General features: G+C 69.9%; 24 protein-coding genes. 13 read left to right on the top strand and 11 right to left on the bottom strand.

Features of this window, described 5'->3' with window-relative positions:
- Nucleotides 1-281: 281 nt before the first annotated feature.
- From pflB to Mam01_RS17255, 3 genes are all read left to right on the top strand, one after another.
- A complete protein-coding gene (pflB, locus tag Mam01_RS17265; protein WP_204286341.1) occupies nt 282-2,573 on the top strand; it encodes a formate C-acetyltransferase in 2,292 nt (763 codons plus the stop codon).
- Entirely contained in the window at nt 2,573-3,382 is an 810-nt protein-coding gene (gene pflA / locus Mam01_RS17260; protein ID WP_204286340.1) for a pyruvate formate-lyase-activating protein, read from the top strand. Before pflB ends, pflA begins: the two co-directional genes overlap by 1 nt.
- A gap of 116 nt (nt 3,383-3,498) precedes the next feature.
- Entirely contained in the window at nt 3,499-3,816 is a 318-nt protein-coding gene (locus Mam01_RS17255) for a hypothetical protein (protein WP_204286339.1), read from the top strand.
- 123 nt (nt 3,817-3,939) lie between these two features.
- Here Mam01_RS17255 and Mam01_RS17250 read toward each other — a convergent pair whose 3' ends face one another.
- The gene (locus Mam01_RS17250) at nt 3,940-4,446 is read right to left on the bottom strand and encodes a flavodoxin domain-containing protein (protein WP_204286338.1); all 507 of its coding nucleotides are present in this window, start codon (nt 4,444-4,446) and stop codon (nt 3,940-3,942) included.
- 272 nt (nt 4,447-4,718) lie between these two features.
- Here Mam01_RS17250 and Mam01_RS17245 point away from each other — a divergent pair, with 272 nt between their 5' ends.
- Nucleotides 4,719-5,324, top strand: a complete 606-nt coding sequence (locus Mam01_RS17245) for a DoxX family membrane protein (protein ID WP_204286337.1) — start codon at nt 4,719-4,721, stop codon at nt 5,322-5,324.
- Nucleotides 5,325-5,759: 435 nt separating this feature from the next.
- Here Mam01_RS17245 and adhE read toward each other — a convergent pair whose 3' ends face one another.
- Nucleotides 5,760-8,426 carry a bifunctional acetaldehyde-CoA/alcohol dehydrogenase gene (gene adhE, locus Mam01_RS17240; protein ID WP_204286336.1) on the bottom strand — a complete coding sequence of 889 codons (2,667 nt, stop codon included), beginning with the start codon at nt 8,424-8,426 and terminating at the stop codon, nt 5,760-5,762.
- Nucleotides 8,427-8,761: 335 nt separating this feature from the next.
- On the opposite strand from adhE, the gene Mam01_RS17235 reads away from it, so the two are divergent.
- The 6 genes from Mam01_RS17235 to Mam01_RS17210 all read left to right on the top strand — a co-directional run bounded on the left by Mam01_RS17235 (nt 8,762) and on the right by Mam01_RS17210 (nt 14,593).
- Entirely contained in the window at nt 8,762-9,715 is a 954-nt protein-coding gene (locus tag Mam01_RS17235) for an Acg family FMN-binding oxidoreductase (protein WP_204286335.1), read from the top strand.
- Nucleotides 9,716-9,769: 54 nt separating this feature from the next.
- On the top strand, nt 9,770-10,174 hold the full coding sequence (locus Mam01_RS17230; RefSeq protein ID WP_204286334.1) for a type II toxin-antitoxin system VapC family toxin: 405 nt from the start codon (nt 9,770-9,772) through the stop codon (nt 10,172-10,174).
- A 130-nt stretch (nt 10,175-10,304) separates the two neighbouring features.
- Nucleotides 10,305-10,934, top strand: a complete 630-nt coding sequence (locus tag Mam01_RS17225) for an NYN domain-containing protein (RefSeq protein ID WP_204286333.1) — start codon at nt 10,305-10,307, stop codon at nt 10,932-10,934.
- A 407-nt stretch (nt 10,935-11,341) separates the two neighbouring features.
- The gene (locus tag Mam01_RS17220) at nt 11,342-11,491 is read left to right on the top strand and encodes a hypothetical protein (RefSeq protein ID WP_204286332.1); all 150 of its coding nucleotides are present in this window, start codon (nt 11,342-11,344) and stop codon (nt 11,489-11,491) included.
- 277 nt (nt 11,492-11,768) lie between these two features.
- Nucleotides 11,769-13,223: a cellulose binding domain-containing protein gene (locus Mam01_RS17215; protein WP_204286331.1), complete on the top strand. Its 1,455-nt coding sequence runs from the start codon at nt 11,769-11,771 to the stop codon at nt 13,221-13,223.
- Nucleotides 13,224-13,339: 116 nt separating this feature from the next.
- Nucleotides 13,340-14,593, top strand: a complete 1,254-nt coding sequence (locus tag Mam01_RS17210; RefSeq protein WP_204286330.1) for a cellulose binding domain-containing protein — start codon at nt 13,340-13,342, stop codon at nt 14,591-14,593.
- Between the two features lie 198 nt (nt 14,594-14,791).
- Here the strand turns inward: Mam01_RS17210 and Mam01_RS17205 are convergent, their stop codons facing one another.
- Entirely contained in the window at nt 14,792-15,070 is a 279-nt protein-coding gene (locus tag Mam01_RS17205) for a DUF397 domain-containing protein (protein WP_150937325.1), read from the bottom strand.
- Nucleotides 15,067-15,930: a helix-turn-helix domain-containing protein gene (locus tag Mam01_RS17200; RefSeq protein ID WP_204286329.1), complete on the bottom strand. Its 864-nt coding sequence runs from the start codon at nt 15,928-15,930 to the stop codon at nt 15,067-15,069. The genes Mam01_RS17205 and Mam01_RS17200 overlap by 4 nt, the downstream gene beginning before the upstream one ends.
- Nucleotides 15,931-16,260: 330 nt before the next feature.
- Between Mam01_RS17200 and Mam01_RS17195 the strand changes: the two genes are divergently transcribed.
- Nucleotides 16,261-16,686, top strand: a complete 426-nt coding sequence (locus Mam01_RS17195; protein ID WP_204286328.1) for an ATP-binding protein — start codon at nt 16,261-16,263, stop codon at nt 16,684-16,686.
- Here the strand turns inward: Mam01_RS17195 and Mam01_RS17190 are convergent.
- On the bottom strand, nt 16,660-17,325 hold the full coding sequence (locus Mam01_RS17190; RefSeq protein ID WP_204286327.1) for an endonuclease V: 666 nt from the start codon (nt 17,323-17,325) through the stop codon (nt 16,660-16,662). The genes Mam01_RS17195 and Mam01_RS17190 overlap by 27 nt on opposite strands.
- A gap of 252 nt (nt 17,326-17,577) precedes the next feature.
- On the opposite strand from Mam01_RS17190, the gene Mam01_RS17185 reads away from it, so the two are divergent.
- Nucleotides 17,578-17,883 (top strand): hypothetical protein, encoded by a 306-nt coding sequence (locus Mam01_RS17185; RefSeq protein WP_204286326.1) that lies wholly within the window; start codon nt 17,578-17,580, stop codon nt 17,881-17,883.
- A 116-nt stretch (nt 17,884-17,999) separates the two neighbouring features.
- Nucleotides 18,000-18,488, top strand: a complete 489-nt coding sequence (locus tag Mam01_RS17180) for a GNAT family N-acetyltransferase (RefSeq protein WP_239101384.1) — start codon at nt 18,000-18,002, stop codon at nt 18,486-18,488.
- A 59-nt stretch (nt 18,489-18,547) separates the two neighbouring features.
- Here Mam01_RS17180 and Mam01_RS17175 read toward each other — a convergent pair whose 3' ends face one another.
- The 6 genes from Mam01_RS17175 to Mam01_RS17155 all read right to left on the bottom strand — a co-directional run bounded on the left by Mam01_RS17175 (nt 18,548) and on the right by Mam01_RS17155 (nt 23,451).
- Nucleotides 18,548-20,782, bottom strand: a complete 2,235-nt coding sequence (locus Mam01_RS17175) for a heavy metal translocating P-type ATPase (RefSeq protein WP_204286325.1) — start codon at nt 20,780-20,782, stop codon at nt 18,548-18,550.
- Between the two features lie 26 nt (nt 20,783-20,808).
- Entirely contained in the window at nt 20,809-21,753 is a 945-nt protein-coding gene (locus tag Mam01_RS17170) for a DUF8832 domain-containing protein (RefSeq protein WP_204286324.1), read from the bottom strand.
- Nucleotides 21,750-21,962: a heavy-metal-associated domain-containing protein gene (locus tag Mam01_RS17165; RefSeq protein WP_150937364.1), complete on the bottom strand. Its 213-nt coding sequence runs from the start codon at nt 21,960-21,962 to the stop codon at nt 21,750-21,752. Before Mam01_RS17165 ends, Mam01_RS17170 begins: the two co-directional genes overlap by 4 nt.
- A gap of 162 nt (nt 21,963-22,124) precedes the next feature.
- Nucleotides 22,125-22,736: an MFS transporter gene (locus tag Mam01_RS36725; RefSeq protein ID WP_239101383.1), complete on the bottom strand. Its 612-nt coding sequence runs from the start codon at nt 22,734-22,736 to the stop codon at nt 22,125-22,127.
- Nucleotides 22,625-23,149, bottom strand: coding sequence for an MFS transporter (locus Mam01_RS36720; protein WP_239101382.1), 525 nt, complete (start codon nt 23,147-23,149; stop codon nt 22,625-22,627). The genes Mam01_RS36725 and Mam01_RS36720 overlap by 112 nt, the downstream gene beginning before the upstream one ends.
- 26 nt (nt 23,150-23,175) lie before the next feature.
- A complete protein-coding gene (locus Mam01_RS17155) occupies nt 23,176-23,451 on the bottom strand; it encodes a heavy-metal-associated domain-containing protein (protein ID WP_204286323.1) in 276 nt (91 codons plus the stop codon).
- Nucleotides 23,452-23,689: the final 238 nt, after the last annotated feature.

The following is a 23,689-nucleotide window of genomic DNA, read 5'->3' as shown; positions in this document are numbered from 1 at the left end:
TTCCTTCGTAGTGACTTCGGGTTCGCAGGCGGACCGTACGCACGTCGTGGTTCGGGCGTCAACGGACGATCGGCGGAGCGTGACCGGGTCGCTCGGCACGGCGGGTCCCGGTGCCGCCCACGGGGTGTGTCGCGCCTCCGCGCGATCAAGCCGCGGCTGAAAGTTACACGGACCGGCGACGGCCGGATGACTTTGGTCCTCGTGATCGGTGACCTCTGCTCGGCGAGACGGACGACCGCAGGAACGACAGTGAAAGCGGACACCGACGAGAGGGGCCGACGATGACGGTCACACAGCCCGGCGAGCATGGGGTCAGGGAGCACGGGGCCAGGGAGCAGGCGGCCGCGCACGGCGCGTGGCGCGGCTTCCGCGGCACGGCCTGGCGTGAGCGGGTCGATGTGCGCGACTTCATCCAGGCCAACTACACGCCGTACGAAGGCGACGAGTCGTTCCTGGAGGGCCCCACCGAGCGGACCCGCGCGGTGTGGGCGGAGGTGTCGGCCCTGTTCCCCGAGGAGCGGCGGCGCGGGGTGTACGACGTGGACACCGCCACGCCCTCCTCCATCACCTCGCACCGGCCCGGCTACATCGACTGCGGCCGCGAGCTGATCGTCGGCCTGCAGACCGACGCCCCGCTGAAGCGGGCGATCATGCCCGCGGGCGGGCTGCGGATGGTGGAGAACGGCCTCGCCGCGTACGGGTACGCACTCGCCCCCCAGGTGAAGGAGATCTTCACCAGGTATCGCAAGACGCACAACGACGGCGTCTTCGACGCCTACACCCCCGAGATCCGGGCGGCCCGCCGCGCCGGGGTCATCACCGGCCTGCCCGACGCGTACGGCCGCGGGCGCATCATCGGCGACTACCGGCGCGTCGCCCTCTACGGCGTGGACCGGCTTGTCGAGGCCAAACGGGCCGAACTGCGCTCGCTCGACGGGGAGTTCTCCACCGACGCGGTCATCCGCGACCGGGAGGAGCTGGCCGAGCAGATCCGCGCGCTGGGCGAGCTGAAGACCATGGCCGCCTCCTACGGCCACGACATCTCCCACCCCGCCGCGACGGCCCACGAGGCGATTCAGTGGCTGTACTTCGCCTACCTCGCCGCCGTGAAGGAGCAGAACGGCGCGGCGATGTCCCTCGGCCGCACCTCCACCTTCGTGGACGTCTACCTGGAGCGTGACCTCGCCGAGGGCTGGCTCACCGAGCAGGAGGCCCAGGAGCTCGTCGACGACTTCGTGATCAAGCTGCGCATCGTCCGCTTCCTGCGCACTCCCGAGTACGACCAGCTCTTCTCCGGCGACCCGACCTGGGTGACGGAGTCGATCGGCGGCATCGGCGCCGACGGCAGGCCGCTGGTCACCCGCACCAGCTACCGCTACCTGCAGACGCTGCGCAACCTCGGCCCGGCGCCGGAGCCGAACCTGACCGTTTTCTGGTCACCGCGGCTGCCCGAGCCGTTCAAGCGGTTCTGCGCCCGCCTCTCCATCGAGACCAGCTCGATCCAGTACGAGAGCGACGAGCTGATGCGGCCGGCGTACGGCGACGACACCGCCATCGCCTGCTGCGTCTCGGCCGCCCCCGTCGGCCGGCAGATGCAGTTCTTCGGCGCCCGGGTCAACCTCGCCAAGACCCTGCTGTACGCGATCAACGGTGGGCGCGACGAGATGACGGGCGAGCAGGTCGGCCCGGCCTGCCCCGCGCTGACCGGCGACGTGCTCGACTACGAGGAGGTCGCGGCGGCGTTCGACCGGATGATGGACTGGCTGGCGAAGACGTACGTGAACGCGCTGAACGTCATCCACTACATGCACGACAAGTACGCCTACGAGCGCATCGAGATGGCGCTGCACGACTATCCCGTCAAGCGCACGCTCGCCTGCGGCATCGCGGGCCTCTCGGTGGCCGCCGACAGCCTGTCGGCCATCAGGCACGCGACCGTGCGGGTGATCCGCGACGAGACCGGGCTCGCCGTGGACTACGTGGTGGAGGGCGACTACCCGGCGTACGGCAACAACGACGACCGCGCCGACGCCATCGCGGTGGACCTGGTGCGGGCGTTCATGGACAAGATCCGCCGCCACCCGGCCTACCGGGACGCCGAGCACACCCAGTCGGTGCTCACCATCACCTCCAACGTGGTCTACGGCAAGCACACCGGCAACACCCCCGACGGGCGCAGGGCCGGCACGCCGTTCGCGCCCGGCGCCAACCCGATGAACGGCCGCGACCGGCACGGGCTGGTCGCGTCGGCGGTGTCGGTGGCCAAGCTCCCCTACGACCAGGCGCAGGACGGCATCTCGCTGACCAGCACCGTCACCCCCGAAGGGCTGGGCCGTACGGTGGAGGACCGGGTCGCCGACCTGGTGGGTGTGCTCGACGGCTACTTCGACGCGGGCGGCTTCCACATGAACGTCAACGTGCTCGACCGGGCCACGCTGGTCGACGCGATGGACCACCCCGAGAAGTATCCCCAGCTCACGATCCGGGTCTCCGGCTACGCCGTGAACTTCGTCCGGCTCACCCGCGAGCAGCAGCAGGACGTGATCGACCGCACCTTCCACGGGCGCCTGTGATGCGCGACAGGGTGCCGTCAGAGTCCACTGCCCGGCTCCGCCAGGACGCGGCCGCCGAACTCTGCCAGGCGGAGCCGGCGGCGGGCTCCGGCGTCATCGAGTCGTGGGACCTGTCGGTCGGGGTGGACGGTCCGGGCACCCGCTTCGTGGTGTTCGCCTGCGGCTGCCCGCTGCGCTGCCTCTACTGCCACAACCCCGAGACCTGGCGGATGCGCGACGGCCGCCGGGTCACGGTGGACGAGGTCATGACCGAGGTGGACCGATACCGCCGGTTCATCTCTGTCGCCGGCGGCGGGGTGACGGTCAGCGGCGGCGAACCGCTGCTCCAGCCCCGCTTCACCGGCGAACTCCTGCGCCGCTGCCACGAGAGCGGCCTGCACACCGCGCTGGACACCTCGGGCTTCCTCGGCGACCGCGCGAGCGACGCGCTGCTCGCCGACACCGACCTCGTGCTGCTCGACATCAAGTCGTACGACCCGAAGGGCTACCGGCGGCTGACCGGGGCGAGCCTGGAGCCGACCCTGCGCTTCGCCCGCCGGCTGGCCGACCTGGGCCGCCCGGTCTGGGTGCGGTTCGTCCTGGTTCCCGGCCTCACCGACGGAGTGGAGAACGTGGACGGCCTGGCCCGGTTCGTCGCGACGCTCGGCAACGTCGAACGGGTCGACGTGCTGCCCTTCCACCGCATGGCCGCCGGCAAGTACGCCCGGCTCGGGCTCACGTTCCCCCTGGCCGACGTCAGGCCGCCGGACCGCGCCCTGCTCGATCGCGTACACGCCCAGTTCGCCGCCCACGGCGTCACCAGCGTCTGACCGGCCGGGCGCTCGGCGCGTGAGCCGATCACGGCCGGGACCGAAGCGACGTTCAGCGCGGGGCCCGGGGACCTTCGGCCCTCCCCGCACCGGACGGTCGGCGGCAGGGTCGAGTCATGACGATCCTGAACACCGGCCCCCGCCGGCTCCCCCGCCCGCAGGACGACGACGAGAACCGAGAAGCGGCCACCGGCCCGGTCGTACGGCGCGCCGTGCGGGAGGCCCTGCGGGAAGAGTTCACCGGAGCGGTGGACGACGTGCGCCTCGCGGACATCGACGGCATGGTGCACATCTACGTGTGCATCCGCCCCACCGCGTCCGCCCGTCCGGAACTCATCCGCGCCACCGCCCGCGAGGCGTACCGCCGCGCCGTTCACGGCGGGCCGGTTGTGGCGCATGTCGCGGCACCCGGCGCCGGCCAGGGACGCCGATGACCGTCCGCGACCCCGGGCCTGACCGGCATGCCCGAACGGCGTGAGCGCCGCCGCCCGAGCACCCCGGCGGGCCCGGAGGAGCAAGCTGCCACCACGTGATCTGGTGGTGGTGCGAGGAGCAGGTCAGGCCTCCGTCCCCTGCGTGGTCGCCACATGCTCGGCGACCTGCCGGGCCCAGGCGCGCACCCGGTCCGGGTCACGGTAGTCGCCTCCGGTCCTCTCGGCGATCCTCGATGCGAGGAAGCCCTCGGCGTCGCGGGCGAGCCGCCCGCCGAACGTCCGGTGCTCACGTGCGCCGAGAGCGGCCGACGCCCGGGCCGCCTGGGGAACCGGCGGGATCTCCGCCTCGTCCGCGGACCGGTCGAGCGGCCCGCTGCTGAACAGCCAGACCGGCCGTCCCGACAGCGCCACGGCGTGCCGGCGGGCGAAGCGACGGGCGTCCTTGTGCCAGCGTCCCGCGTACAGCGCGCCGCCCAGCACCACCGCGTCGTACGGCGTCACATCGCGGACCGCCCCGGCGTCCGCCACCTCGGCCTCAAGCCCCTGATCGCGCAGGGTGTCGCCGATCCAGCCCGCGATGTCCGCGGTCGAGCCTCGCCTGGACCCGTAGGCGACCAGCACCCGTGTCATGACCGGGCCTCCTTTCTCGGGGGACTGTCGATCGCAGGTTCCCGCCGGGGCTGCCGGGCGGGTAGAGACCCAGGACCCGTCCCCGCCAGTCGTAGGGCCCGGCGATCGCGACGACACACGGTGTCCGCCCCGCTTGGGCCGAAAGTCCCACGAGCACGGGACTTCGGAGTGATTGAAGGGTGCCGTACGGCTCCTGCGGCACGACCCGTGATCGCGGTTTTCTTGAGGTGTTGAGAAGAGAGCAGACGCGAAAACGTTGAAAGGGGCCCGTCATGGCCATCACCGAAGGGCGTAACCGGAGGAACCACAACCTCCACCCCGCCGCTCCCACCGTCCCGGTCACCGTCCCCGCCCCCCGCGCGAATGACGAGACGCTCCTCGCCGCCACCGGCGCCGGCCCGGTCCGGTACGTGTGGGCCGCCGCCCGGATCGCGATCGGCTGGGTGTTCCTGTGGGCCTTCCTGGACAAGCTGTTCGGCTGGGGATTCGCCACCCCCGCCGCCAAGGCGTGGATCAACGGCGGCAGCCCGACCACCGGCTTCCTGAAGGGCACCGCGGACAGGACCTTCGGCGACCTGTTCGGCGCCCTCGCCGGTCAGGCCTGGGTCGACTGGCTGTTCATGACCGGCCTGCTCGGCATCGGCGCCGCGCTCATCCTCGGTGTGGGCATGCGCATCGCCGCCGCCGCCGGCGGGCTACTGCTGGTCATGATGTGGGCGGCCGAGCTGCCGCTGACCACCAACCCCTTCATGGACGAGCACATCGTCTACGCCATCGTCCTCGCGGGCCTCGCCCTGGGCGGAGCCGGCGCCACCTTCGGGCTCGGCAGGATCTGGGCCGCCACCCCTCTGGTCCGCCGTTTCCCGATCCTCAAGTGAACCAGGCCTGATCTCACGATCGGCTCCAGTGCCCACCCCCGGTCCCGGGGGTGGGCACTGGCATGTCCGCCCGGGGGTGGGCACTGGCATGTCCGCGATGCGAAACTTCGCAGTGGACGCCACCTACGACGTGCCCGCCGGGATCGCCCGACACCTGCTCGCCGTCCTCCGCGAGGCCCTGTCGAACAGCGGTCCGCCGCACCAGGGCCACCCGCGCCGCCGTCGTCGTCCACGCCGGGGACGGCCGGCTGGTCCTCGTGGTGGAGGACAACGGCGACGGCATCCCAGCCGAGATGACGGATGACAGGAGTGGATGAGTGTGGCGGGCGACGCGGCGGCCCCCGCGGTCGGCCGCGATGTGGAGGCCGAGCGCGGGGGCCAGGGTGCGGCGGACGGGATACAGCGGATGGAGTGCAGCGCCGCGTTGGCGGGTGCCTACTCCGGGGAGGACCCGTAGTAAGCCGCGCGCATCAGCGCCTGCATGTCCTCCAGCATCGGCATCCGGGGGTTGGCCGGCGCGCACTGGTCCTCGTACGCGTTGAGCGCCTGCTGCGGGAGCGCGTCGAGGAACGCCTTCTCGTCGACGCCGATGTCCCGGAACGACCGCTCGATCCCGACCGCGTCGCGCAGCCGCTCGACCGCCGCGGCGAGCGACTCGACCCCTTCAGCCGGAGTGGCCGCGGGCAGGCCCAGCGTCTGGGCGATCTCCTGGAACCGCTCGGGGGCGCGGTAGTCCTCATACTTGGGCCAGCCCGACAGCTTCGACGGGACGGTGCCGTTGTAGCGGATGACGTGCGGCAGCAGGACGGCGTTCGTGCGCCCGTGGGCCACGTGGAAGGTGGCGCCGAGTGTGTGGGACATGGCGTGCACGATCCCGAGGAAGGCGTTGCCGAAGGCCATTCCGGCGATCGTGCCGGCGTTGTGCATCTTCTCCCTGGCCTCCGGGTCGGCCGCGCCGCGGGTCACGGCGCGCTCCAGGTAACGGAAGATGATCCTGATGGCGTGCAGGGCGGGGCCGTCGGTGAAGTCGCTGGCATACACCGACACGTACGACTCGATCGCGTGGGTGAGGGCGTCGAAGCCGCTGTCGGCGGTGACGACCCGGGGCAGGTCGGCGGCGAGGACCGGGTCCACGATCGCGACGCTGGGGGTGAGCGCGTAGTCGGCCAGCGGATACTTCTTGCCGGTCGCGGTGTCGGTGATCACTGCGAACGGCGTGACCTCCGCGCCCGTGCCCGAGGTGGTCGGCACGCACACCAGCCGGGCGAGCTCACCCAGGGCCGGGAACCGGAACGCGCGCTTGCGGACGTCGAAGAACTTCTCCTTCATGTCCGCGAAGACGACCTCGGGGTGCTCGTAGCGCAGCCACATGACCTTGGCCGCGTCCATCACCGAGCCGCCGCCGAGAGCGACGATGGTGTCGGGCCGGAACGCGCGCATGACGTCGGCGCCCTTGTCGACGGTCGCCACGCTCGGCTCGGGCTCGACGTCGTCGATGATCTGCAGCGCCACCCGCTCGGGGCGCCGCCGCAGCACGTCGACGACCCGGTCGACGTACCCCAGGCGGGTCATCACGGCGTCGGTCACGATCGTGACGCGGTGCACGTCCGGCATGTCCGCGAGGTAGCGGATCGCGTTCGGCTCGAAGTAGATCTTCGCCGGCACCTTGAACCACTGCATGTTGTTGTTGCGCCGCCCGATCCGCTTGATGTTGAGCAGGTTGACCGCGGAGACGTTGTTTGACACCGAGTTGTGCCCGTAGCTGCCGCAGCCCAGGGTCAGCGACGGCAGGAACGCGTTGTACATGTCGCCGATGCCGCCCTGGGAGGCGGGGGCGTTCCAGATGACCCGCACCGCCTTGACCCTGGTGCCGTACCTCTCGGCGAGCGCGGCGTCCTCGGTGTGGATGACGGCGCTGTGCCCGAGGCCGTCGAACTCGACCATGCGCTCGGCGAGGACCAGTCCCTCCTCCCGGGTGCGGGCCCGCAGCAGGGCGAGCACCGGGCAGAGCTTCTCTCTGGTCAGCGGCTCGTTCGGGCCGACCTCGTCCACCGGGACGAGGATCAGGGAGGTGTCCGGCGGCACGGCGAACCCGGCCCGCTCGGCGATCCAGTGTGGAGACCGCCCCACGACGTCGGGGTTGAGCCTCGCCTCGGAGCAGGAGGCGCCGCGCGCGGTCACCCCGAACACGAACTCCTCCAGCTTCGCCTTCTCCTCCGGCGTCGCGACGTACGCGTGGAGCCGGGCGAACTCCGCCAGCGCGGCGTCGTGGATCTCCTCGTCGAGGATGACGGCCTGCTCGGAGGCGCAGATCATGCCGTTGTCGAACGTCTTGGACAGCACGACGTCGTGGACGGCCCGGCGCAGCTTGGCCGTCCGCTCGATGTAGGCGGGGACGTTGCCCGCCCCGACGCCCAGGGCAGGCTTGCCGGCCGAGTACGCCGCCCTGACCATGGCGTTCCCGCCGGTGGCGAGGATCACCGACACACCCTCGTGCCGCATCAGCGCGCCGGTCGCCTCCAGCGAGGGCTCCTCGATCCACTGGACGCAGTGCTCGGGCGCACCGGCCGCGACGGCGGCGTCGCGGACGATCCTGGCCGCCTCGGCGCTGCAGCGCTGGGCCGCCGGATGGAACGCGAACACGATGGGATTGCGGGTCTTCAGCGCCAGCAGGGCCTTGAAGATCGTGGTCGAGGTGGGGTTGGTGACCGGCGTGACGCCGCAGACCACCCCGACCGGATCGGCGATCTCGACGATGCCGTCGATCTCGTCGCGGGAGACGACGCCGACCGTCTTGAGGCCGGCCATGCTGTGGGTCACGTGCTCGCAGGCGAAGATGTTCTTGACCGCCTTGTCCTCGAACAGGCCGCGTCCGGTCTCCTCGACCGCCAGACGGGCGAGCGCCGCGTGCCGGTCCAGCGCCGCGACGGACGCCTTCTTGACGATGTGGTCCACCTGCTCCTGAGTGAAGGACTCGTACTCCGTCAGTGCCTTCAGCGCACCGGTCACAAGCGTGTCGATCGCGGCGTGCAAAGTGGCGGGCACATTGGCGGCAGTGGCGGGCACAGCGGGCAGCGCGGCTCCGGTCGGGGAGTCGGTCATCTCGATCACCTCATGGGGTTGGAGCGGCTTGTCACCCTCATCCTTCTGCGGGAGCTTCTTCCGGGCCGCCGTACAAGGACCCCGCCCCCCAGGACCAAGGTCATCGGTTCCGGCGTCGCCGGGCGGGCCTTCCGGGTGCGGGCCCGGCCTGGCAAGAGCGATCGGTCCCTCCATCCGGCGACGGAAGTCCCCACCCGCCGGCCCCTCAGGCCCTGCCGCCGGGCCGGCACGGCGCGAAGACTGGCGACGTGACCAAGCGGTTGAGGTGGTCACGAGCGGAGAGCTCCCCCACCGAGGCGCGTGAGCGCGTCGCGGACTCCACGAGAAGGTGTGCCATGATGCCTCCCTTCGCCACCGATCTCGCCGTCCGGCGGCTGATCGCCGCCGCCGGGCAGGCGCCCTCGGTGCTCAACACCCAGCCCTGGCGGCTCCGAGCGGTCCGGGACGAGTGCGCCGAGCTGCTGGCCGACCCCGGCCGGAGGCTCCGTGTCGGCGACCCTCGCGGGCGTTCCCTGCACGTGAGCTGCGGCGCCGCCCTGTTCAACCTCCGGCTCGCCGTACGGACGACCGGTCACCGTCCGCTGGTCCGGCTGCTGCCGAACACCGCCGGGGAACCCCGGGTCCTGGCCGCCGTCCATGCGTCGCCGTACGGGCCCGCCCTCTCGCGGACCCGGGAGCTGTACGACTCCATCGGCCTGCGCCGGACCAACCGGGAGCCGTTCAGCGAGCGCCCGCTGTCCCGGTACGTGCTCGCCGACCTGCGCCGCGCGGCCGCCTGTGAAGGGGCCGGCCTGGTCGTGCTCGACCCGCGTGCCTCGGCGGACCTTCTGGAGTGCGTCGCCGTCGCCGACGACGAGCTGTCCGAGGACAGCGGCTACCGGGCCGAGGTGCGGGCATGGACGACGGGCGGAAGCCGCTGCGACGGCCTGCCCTCCTATGTGCAGGGCCCTCGCTGCGCCGACGACCCGGCACCGGTCCGCGACTTCGGGCAGCACGGGGGGCGCGAGCCGGTCCACTTCGAGTCCCGCCCCCAGTTGGCGGTGCTCACCACCGCGGGCGACCGCCCCGTCGACTGGCTGCGCGCCGGGCAGGCGTTGCAACGCCTGCTGCTGACCGCGACCCTCCACGGAGTCTCGGCCTCGTTCCTCAACCAGCCGCTCGACCTGCGCGACATGCGTCATCGCAGCGATCCCCGCCACCGGCGCGGGCACATCCAGATGATCATGCGGCTGGGGTACGGCCCCGCGGTCCCCCGCGCCCCCCGCCGCCCTACCACCGAACTGGCGTGACCTCGCAGCAACCGGTAGTGCGGCGAGCCGGTGGTGCTGTGGGAGGCTGCTCCCATGACACGCTTCGTCGTCGACGCTCCGGTCGCCGTCCGGCTCGCGACCGACGGTCTGGCGATCCCACCGGGTCATGCGCTGCTCGCGCCGGCGTTGCTGCGATCCCAGGCACTCGCGCTCGTGTACGGCTCCGTCCGCCGAGGCGACGTCGATGAGCGGACGGCGAGGACGATCCTCGACGGCATCCGTTCCCTGCGCATCCGGCTGCTCGGAGACCGCGTGCTCCAGTCCGTCGCCTGGGAGGTCGCCCACACGCTGGGCTGGCCGGACACGTACAGGGCGGAGTACATCGCGCTGACCCGGCTCCAGGCGGACGCGCTCGTGACGTTCGACGAAGAACTCTCCAAGGCGGCGAGCACGATGGTCACGACCGCTCCCCTGACCCAGCTCCTCCAGACGCCATAGGCACTCCGCAGTGAGTCGTTCACAGCCGCGTGTCCTATCTGACCGACGCTGAAGGAGCAGGGCTCCGGACCTGCGCTCCCATTCGACCAGCTTCAGGCACTCTAACTTTCCGTGACGATATATTCACCCTGTGCTTACCAACGTCTACGTTGACGGGTTCAATCTCTACTACGGCTCCCTCAAGGGCACCCCATACAAGTGGTTGGACCTCGATGCCCTCTCCCGCCGCCTTCTGCCGCGGGACAACATCCGTCGAATCCGCTATTTCACCGCTCGCACAACACCGAGGATCGGCCATAACGGCCACAACCGGCAGGAGATCTACCACAGGGCGCTTGCCACGATTCCGCACTTGAGCATCCATCTGGGGTACTTCCAGCAGACGATCACTCGAATGCCGCTGGCCTACCCGCGACCAGGTGGCCCTACTACCGTGGAGGTGGTCAAGACCGAAGAGAAAGGGTCGGATGTCAACCTCGCCGCCCATCTCATCGCCGACGCATTCCTTGGCGACTGCGACATCGCGGTGGTTGTCAGCAACGACGGCGACCTGGCCGAGCCCATCCGCATCGTTCGCCACCAACTGGGCCTGCCGGTGGGCGTCCTCAACCCCTTCCCCGTAACGCGGCGCGCACGGGCGCTGGAGAGGGTCCCCCCGACGTTCTTCAAGCAGATCCGGCCCAGCGAGCTGCGGGTGTCCCAGTTTCCGGAAGTGGTCCACGACCGACAGGGAAAGATCACTCGCCCATTCGACTGGTGAACCGACGGAGAAAAAACCAGGGCCTCGCCCGATGGACGAGGCCCACGCCCACCCATCGAAATGAGTGGGGCGACTGAGCCCAGTAAACCGATCCCCGAGGGTGTCTGTCAACTCACCGAGAGCAACAGTACTCGCTCTGACCAGGCGGAGCCCGAAGGCCGGACGCCGGAATCCATCGGGAGGCCCGGCCCGCTTCCGGCACCCGCCGACGGTGCGGCATCGCCAAACCTGTCTCACTGCAAACGCGTCCTCACCCGAGGCGTCGACCAGTGCGGCGGCATGCGGCCCTGCACCGTCCGCAGGGCATCGATCTCCCGAGCGAACCAGGCGCGCGCCCGGAGTGACGAGCAGGTCTCAACGTCTACGCCATCCTTAGGCAGGGCTGCGGACTCGGAGAGCATCAGGACGTGGAATGCGACTGCTGGGATCCCGAGCACGTCGCCAAGGTCCTCATGAAGGAGCGCCCGCAGAGCGACACCTTCTATCGGACCCCTGACGAGATCGACGACGAACACATTCGCAGCGTCGTCACCGATTGGTTGTCCGCCAGCGTCTGATGGGCGGGAGCGTCTGGAGGAGCCAACTCCTACGCACTCGTGCAAACGGTCGAGACACGACCGAGCCGTACAAGTAGGAGCTGGGCGACCGCAAGGTTGGAGATCTCGAAAGTTTCAGACGGGGACCGCAACCGCCGGCGGCCTTCACGGGGCTGACCTGACAGGAGACGACGTCTCCTTCGCGCCGTCGCGACATGGCGTCAGGGCGCGTTTGACTCCTGCGTGTTCGCCTTCTTAGCGTCCCGTGGCATCGGCCCCCACCAGGTTGGACGGTTCTATGAAGCTCACGCGCCTGGCCGTCGCCGTCGGCACCGTCATCGCCGCGGTCGCGACCGCACTAGCGTCGTCACCCGGTGCCCAGGCCGCGGCCGGAGACGGGACACCCACCGACTCCAACATCCGCTTCGTCGGCCGCTGGGACACCCGTGACAGCGGCGCCTACGTCCCCGGCTGGGCCGGGGCCTATCTGACCACCGGGTTCACCGGGACCACCGTCAAGCTCAAGCAGCGCAACACCATCGACCTCTACTACAGCATCGACGGCCGCCCCGACGTCTACCTGCAGAACGTACGAGGCACGGTCAACCTCACCGCCACTCCGCTTTCGGCGGGCAACCACACCCTGCGCGTGTCCTACCGGGTGGTGGCCGGCTCCTATCACGGTGACGCGGTGTTCCAGGGGCTGGTGCTCGACTCAGGCGCACGCACCCTGCCCGCCCAACCGGCCAAGGGCATGGTCGAGTTCGTCGGCGACTCGATCACGGTCGGCACCACCACCTCGAAGAACGCCCTCACCGCGTACGGATGGCTGGTCGGCGAACAGCTCGGACTCGACCACATGCAGGTCGCCGAGGGAGGCGCCTGCCTGGTCAGCACCGCCGACGGCTGCGTCGGCCTGGACCGCCGCTTCGTGAAGGTCAGCGCCGCGGACGGGGCCGTCGACCACAACTTCGCCCGCTACCAGGCGGACGTCGTCGTCATCAATCTCGGTACCAACGACGCCGGCCACGGCGTGTCCACGACGCAGTTCCAGGACTCGTACGTCGGCCTGCTGCGCACCATCCGGAGCAAGTATCCGAAGGCCGCGATCCTGGCCCTGCAGACCTTCCGCGGGCGGTTCGTCCCGCAGACCCAGGCCGCGGTGCAGACCGTCAACAACGCCGGTGACCGCAACGTCTTCTTCGTCCCCACCGACGGATGGGTGCCGTCCGACGGCCTGTCCGACAGCGTCCACCCCAACGACGCCGGGCACCGCGCCATCGCGGCCAAACTCGCGCCGATCGTGGCCGCTCACCTCGCTCCGCCCGCCACTCCCAGCCCGACCCCGACGCCCTCCGCGTCGCCCAGTCGCACCCCCTCCCCCTCCCCCACGCCCTCGGCGACGCCCAGCGCCACCCCGAGCGGCCAGGTCGGCGCGTGCGCCGTGCACTACTCCGTGACCAACCAGTGGCCCGGCGGCTTCCAGAGCGAGGTACAGGTGACCAACACAGGCACCAGCACCCTGAACGGGTGGGCGCTGGGCTGGAGGTTCTCCGACGGCCAGCAGATCAGCCAGGGCTGGAACGGCACGTTCACCCAGACCGGCGCGGCCGTCACCGTCACGAACCCCACATGGAGCCCCGCCCTCGCGCCCGGTGCCTCCGCGACGGTCGGCTTCACCGCCAACTCGAACGGCGCCAACTCCGCCCCGGCCTCCTTCACCCTCAACGGCGCCGCCTGCGCGCTTACCTGACGCGACCCGGCCGATCCTGCGGCCACCGCACGACCCCGTGTCTGAGATCCACTTCTGCCCACCACGCCGTGCCGGCCCCCTGACCGGCGGAGCGCCCGAGAAGGAGACAACCGCAGATGAGCATGTTCCGGCGGCGCGCCGCCATGGCGATCGCATCCGCTGCAGCGGTCCTGACGGGGGCGCTGACGTGGGTGGTGGGCGCATCACCCGCCGGCGCCGCCACCGGCTGCGCCGTCACCTACCGGATCACCAACCAGTGGACCGGTGGTTTCGGCGCGGACGTCACCGTGACCAACCTCGGCGACACGATCAACGGCTGGACGTTGACCTGGACCTTCTCCTCGGGCCAGCAGGTCGCCCAGGCCTGGAACGCGACGGTCACGCAGACCGGGGCGAACGTCACCGCCAAGAACGTCGACTACAACCGCACCATCCCGGGCAACGGGTCGGCCAACTTCGGGTTCAACGGCTCGTGGAGCTCCGCCAACCCGGTGCCGGCGAGCTTCGCGCTCAACGGCGCCACCTGTACGGGCGGAGTCACCAGCAGCCCCAGCGCCTCCCCGACCCGCTCCCCCAGCCCAAGCCCAAGCCCGAGCCCCAGCACGACGCCGAGCGCGAGCCCGAGCGCGACACCGAGCACCACCCCGACACCCGGAAAGATCACAGTCTGGCTGGCCGGCGACTCCACCGTCGCCAACAGCTCCGGCGACCCCATCGTCGGCTGGGGCCGCGAGCTCGGCCAGTACCTCACCGCCAACGCCACCGTGACGAACAACGCCGTCGGCGGCCGCAGCATCCAGACCTGGCTGTACGAGTCGGCCGTCACCGGCAACACCAACTCCTCAGGCGAATGCGTTCTCAGCTCGACCGCCTACGCCGCCCGCTGGCAGTCCATGCTCGACGCCTCCACCGGAATGAAGACCGGCGACTACCTGTTCATCCAGTTCGGCATCAACGACGGCTCCCCCACCTGCCCCCGCCACGTCGGCTCCGCCCGCTACCGCGAACTCCTCACCGCCATGGTCCGCGCCGCGAAGCAGCGTGGCGCCAATCCCGTGCTGGTGACCCCCGTGGCCGCGCTGACCTGCAGCGGAAGCACCGCCACGCCCAACCGCGGCTTCCTGACCGAGACCTTCGACGTCGGCTCCGCCACCGGCACCCCGGTCGTCGACCTGCACAAGCTGAGCTACACCCTCTACAACAGCCTGCGCTTCTGTCCGTACAGCGGCGACTACACGTCCGGACCGGTGGGCGCGTTCTTCGCCAACGACCACACCCACTTCGAGGCGTACGGCGCCCGCCAGATCGCGGGACTCGTCGCCGGAGCCGTACGCGACCAGCGACTCGGCCTCTCGGCGTACCTGCGATGACAACCTGAGTCGGCCCGGCGCCGCCACCACGAGGCGGCGCCGGCCGGAACACACCGTGCCGCTCTTTACGGCGTAGATTTTGCCGCTGCGCCGCGGCCGCCCAGAGCATGCCCTGAGCGGCCGGCAGATTCATACCGACGGCATCACAGAGAAGAGGCTCCTCGACAGGGAGCCACCCGGGCCGGAAACGCCCGGGTGTCAGTTCAGGTCGTCGAACTCGCCGTCTTTGACGCCGCCGACGAAGGCACCCCATTCGGACGGCGTAAACGCGAGAACCGGACCGTCCGGATTCTTCGAGTCCCGGACCAGGAACAACCGCCGGGCGTCCGCCTTGTGCTCCGTACCCGCCTCGGCAGCGTCGGCGACGGCGATCTCGACACAGTTCGAGCCGTTGCCGCTACGACGGCTCTTTCGCCATGTGACGCGAGACAGGTACACAGACAACCCCTTGGCTTCTCTCGGCAGAATCGCTCTCATCGGGACCCTTCGGCCAGCCGCGCGATGAGCCGCCTCGACTCGTCGGGGTCGAGCGCCATCGCTCGAAGATGGTCGAAGGCCAGCGAATACCGGTAGATCTCGGCATCGCTTTCGACGTACAGGTTACTTGTCGTGCCCTCGACGTACACCACATTTGGATCGTGAGTTTCTCGGAATTCAAGCAGGGCGAAAGTCCCGGCCGTCGCGGGATGCGCGCCCTTCGCGAAGGGCAGCACCTGGATCGTGACGTTGTCCCGGTCCGCGAACTCGAGAAGCCTTTCGTACTGCTCGCGCATGATCGCCTCGGAACCGACCCTGCGGGTGAGCGCGGCCTCGTCGACGACGGTCCAGAACCGGAGCGGGCTCTCGTCCCGGAGCAGCAGCCGCTGCCGGGTAATGCGCACCTCCATCCGCCGCTCGACCTCGGCCGGGGAGGACATGCCCATAAGGGCGGCACGGATGATCTCCCGGGCGTACTCGTCGGTCTGCAGCAGTCCGTGCACGATCATGCCGTCGTAGCTGCGGATGAAAGCCGCGTCGGCTTCGAGCTGGATGTAGGCCGAGTAGTCGCTCGGCAGCGAGTCCGCGTAGGCGTCCCACCAGCCCCGGGTGCGGGCCGTCCTGGCCAGCGCGTGCAGACCGGCCCGCCTGTCGTTGGCCAGTTCGTAGAGGTCGAGCATGCGGGTGAGGTCCGGCGAGGTGATCCCGACGCGGGCCGTCTCGATCCTGGACACCTTCGCCGCCGACCAGCCGAGGCGCTCGGCGGCGTCCTCCAGGGTCAGCTCCTTGCGTTCGCGCAGCCTGCGCAGTTCACCGGCCAGCCGTCTGCGCCGGACCGTGGGCCCACGCCCGTTCGTCACGGAAACCTCCCCGATCGTCACGCACAGTGTGCCGCCCAAGGAGAGACCCCATCAGGCAAACCAGCGAAGACGCCAGACAAGCAAATTTGCAATTTCACTTGCCTGCGTGCGCCCACGGGATGACCATCGAGGCAAGCAGCTCACGATGGGTTACCGATCAACAACCAAATGCGACCGAGTGGATGCCGCGCCGGCGAGAAGGGGTCGAAGATGCGAACGGGCGACCAGGAAAAGCAGGCCGTACGGCCTGCCTCGTCTCCGCCTTCACCGGGAGGGTGGGCGCCGCCCGAGCCGTACGTCGATCCCGGGTGTGCGGGTCTCCCGCAGCACTTGACGAAGGCAGTGGGGCTGCTGGGGCGGATCGACCTGCCCGGCGAGGCCGCGTCGGTGCGTGAGGCGCGCCACTACCTGCGGGTGCTTCTGTCCGGGACCGCCTACCCGCGGACCGATGACGCCGTGCTGCTGGTCAGCGAACTCGTCGCCAACTCCGTACGGCACTCCGACTCGCGCCTGCCCCGCGGACAGGTGACCGTGGCCGTCACCCGGCGCTCCGGAACGCTCCATGTCGACGTCGTCGACGCGGGTTCGGCCACGAGCGCACCCCGCGTACGGGCCGGCGCCGACGCGGAGACGTGCACGGGCCGAGGGCTGTGGCTGGTGCAGGAACTGGCGGCCGCCTGGGGCTGGCACGAGAGCGAGGCGGGGCGTGTGGTCTGGTTCCAGCTCACGCTATCCAACCCCTCGACGCCTCCGTAGCTCTTCACGTGAGAGAAAGTCCGCCTTGCGGATCGCCTCCGGGAGGCGGAACTCACGGCTCAGCTTGAGTGTCAACTCGGTCGCCTGGTCCAGGCCAACTCGATGGCCAACGGATACGAACACCGGTTTGATGCCGGTCTGCGTACGGAGCACACGACCAAGCACCTCGCCATCGTCAATGATCGGCGACCAGTCACCTCGCTGTGGCCCAGGATCGACAAATTCCATGCCGAAGGGCGACTTCGCCACACCGAACGACGGTAAACCAGTCAACACACCTATGTGACAGGCCAATCCAAAGCGTCTCGGATGAGCGATTCCGTAACCATCACAAACAAGCACATCCGGCCGGCCCGCCAGTTTTACAAGCGCTTCCCGAAGAATGGGGACCTCACGAAACGCCAGCAGCCCAGGGACATAAGGAAAAGTCACTTCACCGTAGGCGATGGCAGTCTCTCTGACCTCAAGTGTCCGCAGCTCTATCAGGACCGCCGCAGCGGCCGCGTACTGGCTGTCGACTTCGTATGAGACGTCCAACCCTGCCACGAATTCAGGAGCAGTCGCACGACTGTCGGCCAAGTCGAGCTGATCTCGGAGCGCCGACTGCGCACACACGGCTTCGGCGACACTTGGGAACATTTCATAGGATTTTTATTTCACTCCGACACAAGCCAGTAACACTGAATACCTAATCTGCATATTCCCAATCCTCTATCATCCAAGGGCCATCCACTGAAACTCGAGTTGCGGATTGACCGGCACTCAAGGAAGCTACATTTTGAATGGCTGGGTCCAGCGTGACGACGTGGTCTATGTGGTGGACCCGGCTACATCTTCGCCTATCCCCACGCCCCCCATCTCGACGGGGACAAGGTCTACAGCGGCTGGACGATGAAGTGGTGCTACGGCACCATTGGCCAGCTCGCCCCCTACCAAGGCGCCTACTACCACGTCGGCTGGGGACCGGCCATCAACAACCAGCTCTGCGCGATGACCCCTGGCGCCGACGGCGGACCGTTCCTCTGGCAGTACAGCAACGCCGACAACCCGCTTCTGCGAGTGGGCTACCTCAATTCCGTCATCAGCCGGGTGCGCGATACCGACGGAAACCAGCGATACGACACGTGGACCGGACCCTACTTTGACGGCGACACCAAGTACCTGTACGACCTGGCCGCCGCTCGCTGGAGTCCCTGAGATCGATCTTGATCCAGCTCGACCGATATGTGATTCAAGTTCATACTTGCTATCGACTCAGGCGTGTAATCCCGGTTGATTGGTCTTCGCCTTGGCCGCCGTGAACTGTAGAGGAGATGGCCGAACTGATCGCGCGTGATGCCCTGGTGCTGATCCGGCGTGCCTGGTCCGGGGACGCCGGGCACATCGGCGACGTGTTTCTCGCCGCCCGGGCCGGGATGACCTACCTGCCCCGCCTGCACTCCGACGAGGAGACCCGGGCCTGGATCACAGACATCATGCTCCCGGCCTCGCAGGTGTGGGTGGCCGAGCTACACGGTGAGATCGCAGGCTTCGCCGGCCTCCGAAGCGGCTGGCTGGACCATTTGTACGTCACGCCCGCCGCCCAGGGGCGCGGCATCGGCACCGCGCTGCTCGGCCACGCCAGGAACACGCATCCCCACGTGCTCGACCTGTACGTGTTCCAGCAGAACGACGGTGCCCGCCGTCTCTACGAACGGCACGGCTTCGTCCTCGTCGAGGAACGGGACGGAAGCGGCAACGAGGAGAACCTCCCGGACGCCCACTACCGATGGCGGGGCACCGGCACTCCGGACGCATCCTGAACCTGCTCCGGGATGTACGCGACCCATCAGTCGCGTACATCCCGGTGGCCGCGGCGGGTTCAGCGAAAGCGGCGGAGCCTGAGGCTGTTGCTGACGACGAAGACGCTGGAGAACGCCATCGCCGCCCCGGCGATCATCGGGTTGAGCAGGCCCGCGGCGGCCAGCGGCAGGGCCGCGACGTTGTAGGCGAAGGCCCAGAACAGGTTGCCCTTGATCGTGCGCAGCGTGCGCCGCGACAGCCGGATCGCGTCGGCCGCCACCCGCAGGTCTCCCCGCACCAACGTCAGGTCGGCGGCCTCGATGGCCACGTCGGTGCCCGTGCCCATGGCGAGGCCCAGGTCGGCCTGGGCGAGCGCGGCGGCGTCGTTGACGCCGTCTCCGACCATCGCGACCGTCCGGCCCTCAGCCTGCAGCCGCTTCACCACGTCGACCTTGCCGGCGGGCAGCACCTCGGCGATCACTTCGTCGATCCCGACCTCGGCCGCGACCGTACGCGCGACCGCCTCGTTGTCGCCGGTCAGCAGCACCGGCGTCAGCCCGAGCGCGCGCAGTTCGGCGACGGCGTCGGCGCTGGTGGGCTTGACGACGTCGGCCACCACCAGCACCGCGCGTGCCCGGCCGTCCCAGCCGACCGCGACCGCCGTACGGCCCGCGGCCTGTGCCTCCCCCAGCCTCTTCTCCAGCTCCTCGGGAAGGTGCTGGGACCATTCCTCCAGCAGGCGGGGCCGGCCGACGAGTACGGCGTGGCCGTCCACGATGCCCTGCACACCGAGGCCCTCGACGTTGGCGAAGTCCTCCGGCGACGGCAGGACGCCCACCCGCTCGGCCGCGCCCCGGGCGATCGCCTGCGCGATCGGGTGCTCGGAGGCGTGCTCCAGGGCCCCGGCCAGCCGGAGCACCTCGTCGTGGTCCTCCCCTTCGGCCAGGTGGACCCCGGCCAGGGTCATCCTGCCCTCGGTGACGGTGCCGGTCTTGTCGAGCACGACGGTGTCGATCGCGCGGGTCGACTCCAGCACCTCGGGGCCCCTGATCAGGATGCCGAGCTGGGCGCCGCGGCCGGTGCCGACCAGCAGCGCGGTCGGGGTGGCCAGGCCCAGCGCGCAGGGGCAGGCGATGATCAGCACCGCCACCGCGGCGGTGAAGGCCGCACCGGCGCCCTCGCCCGTGCCGAGCCAGTAGCCCAGGGTGGCGACCGACAGGGCGATGACGATCGGCACGAAGATGCCGGAGATGCGGTCGGCGAGGCGCTGCACCTGGGCCTTGCCCGTCTGCGCCTCCTCGACCAGTCGCGCCATCTGGGCGAGCTGGGTGCCGGAGCCGACCCGGGTGGCCCGGACGACCAGCCGCCCGCCCGCGTTGACCGTGGCTCCGGTGACGGTGTCGCCGGGCCGCACCTCGACGGGGACCGACTCGCCGGTGAGCATGGAGGCGTCGACCGCCGAGGAGCCCTCCTCGACCACGCCGTCAGTGGCGATCTTCTCCCCCGGCCGTACGACGAAGTGGTCGCCCGCCTTCAGCTCGCCCACGGGGACGCGCACCTCGCGGCCGTCGCGCAGCACGGCGACGTCCTTGGCGCCCAGTTCCAGCAGGGCCCGCAGCGCCGCACCGGCGCGCCGCTTGGAGCGGGCCTCGAAGTAACGCCCGGCCAGGATGAACGCGGTGACCCCGGCCGCGGCCTCCAGGTAGATGTCACCCGAGCCGTCGGTGCGGGCGATGGTCAGGTCGAATCCGTGGGTCATGCCGGGCACCCCGGCCTCACCGAGGAACAGCGCCCACAGCGACCAGCCCAGCGCGGCGATCGTGCCGAGTGAGACCAGCGTGTCCATCGTGGCCGTGCCGTGGCGCAGGTTGGTCCAGGCGGCCCGGTGGAACGGCAGTCCGCCCCACACGACGACCGGGGCCGCGAGCGTCAGCGACAGCCACTGCCAGTACGTGAACTGCAGCACGGGGATCATCGCCAGCGCGATCACCGGCACCGCGAGCACCACGGAGACCAGCAGCCGGGTCCGCAGGGCGGCGAGTTCGTCCGGCTCCGAGGGCGCCTGCTCGGGTTTGGGCGGCTCGGGAAGTCTGGCGGTGTATCCGGCCTTCTCCACCTCCGCCACCAGCGCCTGGGGGTCCAGGCCTTCGGGGAAAGTCACCTTCGCCTTCTCGGTGGCGTAGTTGACCGTCGCGGTCACGCCGTCCAGTTTGTTGAGCTTGCGCTCGATCCGGTTGGCGCACGACGCGCAGGTCATGCCGCCGATCGAGAGTTCGACCGCGCCAGGCGGCCGGTCACCGGTGATGGAGGCCATCACCCCTCCTTTCGCGTCATGCCCGGTCAGTGGCCGGAGTGGGCGTGCTCGGATCCGTGGTCCGCCGTGCCGGTGGGAGCGGCCCCTGAGGGTTGCCCCGCCCGTACGGTGAAGGCGGCGGTGCGCACGATCCCGTTGTGCTGGAAGTCGAGGAAGAGCCGGTAGTCGCCGCGGCTGGGCACCTCGGCGTAGAAGGTGATGCCCGGGCCTGCCGGGGTGACGCCGTCGCCCGGGGCGCCGTCGGGGTGGACGTGCAGGTAGGCCAGGTCGCCCACGCGCAGCGCGACCAGGTGGCCGTAGGCCGCAAGGTACGGCTGTAGGTCGGTCACCGGCCTGCCGTCCTTGCTGATCTCGGCGACCAGCCTGCTCGCCGTACCCGGCGTGAGGGTGCCGTCGAGCCGGACGGTGTATCCGTCCACCGTCACCGTACGGCTGGGCGGCGGCAGCGGCCGGGGCGCGTAGTCGCCGGCGGCGTACAGGTCCGCGCCGAGGGTCAGGCCTTCCCCGCCCTGGGGGACGAAGTCGGCGAAGACCCGATAGGCGCCGGCGTCGGGCAGCGTCAGCGGCACCGACCAGGTTCCGTCACCGGCGAGCTCCGGGTGCACGTGCCGGAAGACCGTCGCGTCGCGGCTCACCACGATGAGGTGCAGCTTCTTGTCGTGCTGCGTCTCGTAGGCGGTCACCGGGCGGCCGTCCGCGGCGTCCACGGTGAACCGGAACTCGGTCCGCTCGCCGGGAGTGATCGTCGTGGTCCGCGGGGTGAGGGTGTAGCCGCTCTGCGACACCTGAAGCCCTCCCGGCACGTGGTCCGCCTTCGGCGCGGCCTGCGCCGGGGTCGCGTGGCCTCCATGTCCGTTGCCTACGGGCGCCGACGGCGGAGTCGCGCCGACCGCGCCGCCGATGCCGAACGCTCCCGCGAAGGCCACGGCGAGGCCGAGTACGTAGGCGCCCATCCGGGCCGGTGTGTTCATGGGTGATCCACCACTTCGTATCCGGCCTCCTCGACGGCGGCCCTGATCGTGGCCGTGTCGAGGGGATTCTCGCTTTCGACTGTCACAAGCCCGGTGGCCAGATCGACCTCGACACCCGTGACACCGGGGACCTCGCCGACCTCTTCCTTCACGGAGCTGACGCAGTGACCGCAGGTCATGCCGGTGACAGTGTAGGTGGCGGTCGTCATGACACTTCTCCTTCGTTTGGCAATCGATCAGTAACGGGAGGGCCGGAGGCTTCCCCGACCTTTATGTCGCCCTTGGTCGGTCCGTTGCCCCTATTCAACACCCTACCCCCCTAGGGTATTTCCCGGGCCCACCGCTGCCCGGGGCGGACCCGCTCGACCGGCTCACACCTGCACGGACGTCTCTTCGGCACCCACAGCGGCGGGGGTGGCCGGCTTCGGCCCGCGCATGAGCAGCAGGGTCAGTACGGCCCCTGTCACTGCCACCACCGCCGCGCCGATGAATGCGGCCTGGAAGCCGCCGGTGAGCGCGGCCGGGCCGTCCGCACCTCCGGTCGCGGCGAGCGCGGTCATCACGGCCAGGCCGAGCGCCGAGCCGATCTGGTAGGTGGTGTTGACGATTCCCGAGGCCAGCCCGCTCTCCCCCGGCCGCGCGCCGGACATCGCCGACATCATCGCGGGGATGTAGGCCAGGGACATGCCGACCGCCGCGACCAGCGAGGCGGGCAGCACGTCGGCGACGAAGGTCCCGTCCGGCCGGACCAGGGACAGGCCGGACACCCCCGCCGCCAGCACGGCGAGCCCGATGACGATCAGGGGCTTGGCGCCGAACCGGCCGAGCAGCCGGGCGGTGATCCCGATCATGAATATCATGATCGCGATCGTCATCGGGAGCAGGGCCGCTCCGCTGGGGAAGGCGCTGTAGCCCAGGACCTGCTGCAGATAGAGGTTGAGGAAGCACCACATCGGGATCCAGGCGGCGCCCAGCAGCGCCATCGCCAGATTGGCGACGGCAAGCCCGGGGTGCGCCAGACGGCCGGCGGCATGAGCGGCTCCCGGATCACGCGCTGCACGAGCGGGAACAACGCGAGCAGCACGACCGCCCCCGCCAGTTCCAGCAGCGTGGCGGCCGAGCCCCGGCCCTGCTCGGGCGCCCGCACGATGGCGAACACGGCCAGGGCGATCCCGGCGGTGACGGCGACGCCGCCGAGCACGTCCACCGACCCGCGCCGACCGGCGACCGCGGGCAACAGCGCGGGTACGGCGAGCAGGGTCGCCACACCGATCGGGATGTAGACGACGAAGACCCACGGCCAGCTCAGATACTCGGTGACGACTCCGCCGAGGAACACCCCGGCGGTGCCGCCGGCCGGCGCGGCCGCGCCGTACAGGGCCATGGCCTCGCCCAACTCCCGGGCATCGTGGGCCTGAACTCTTAGGACTGGCCGGCCAGTGTGTAGCCGGCCTGCTCCACCGCGGCGCGGATCTCCTCGTCGGTGAATCCCGAGCCGCTGACGGCGACCGCGCCGGTCGGCAGATCGACCGTCACGCCGGTGACGCCGCCTACCTTGCCGATCTCCCCGGACACCGACGAGGCGCAGTGGCCGCAGGTCATCCCGCTCACCCGATAGACCCTGCCGTCCGCCGTACCCGTCTCAGTGACCACCTCGGCCTGAGCCGTCTCCGTGCCGCACGCGCATGCCGTGCACATGTCGTCCTCCTTCGCCTAGTACCCCTAGGGGGTAAATACGGAGCGACCGTAACATACCCCCATGGGGTTTGTCTTCCCTGGTTCGCTCCCCGAAGGGAGCCAAGTGGTACACCTCTCGGCGTGGTACAGCCGCCACCAGAGCCGTCCGGCAGGGAAAGCTCGTGGGTGTCGCCCATCCGCAGGTCAGGTCCAGAAGCGATTCATGGGCAAGCAATGGGATGACGTCGCGAGGCGATGC

The organism is Microbispora amethystogenes, assembly GCF_016863015.1.
Classification (GTDB): domain Bacteria; phylum Actinomycetota; class Actinomycetes; order Streptosporangiales; family Streptosporangiaceae; genus Microbispora; species Microbispora amethystogenes.
This window is presented reverse-complemented; position numbering and strand designations above follow the sequence as displayed.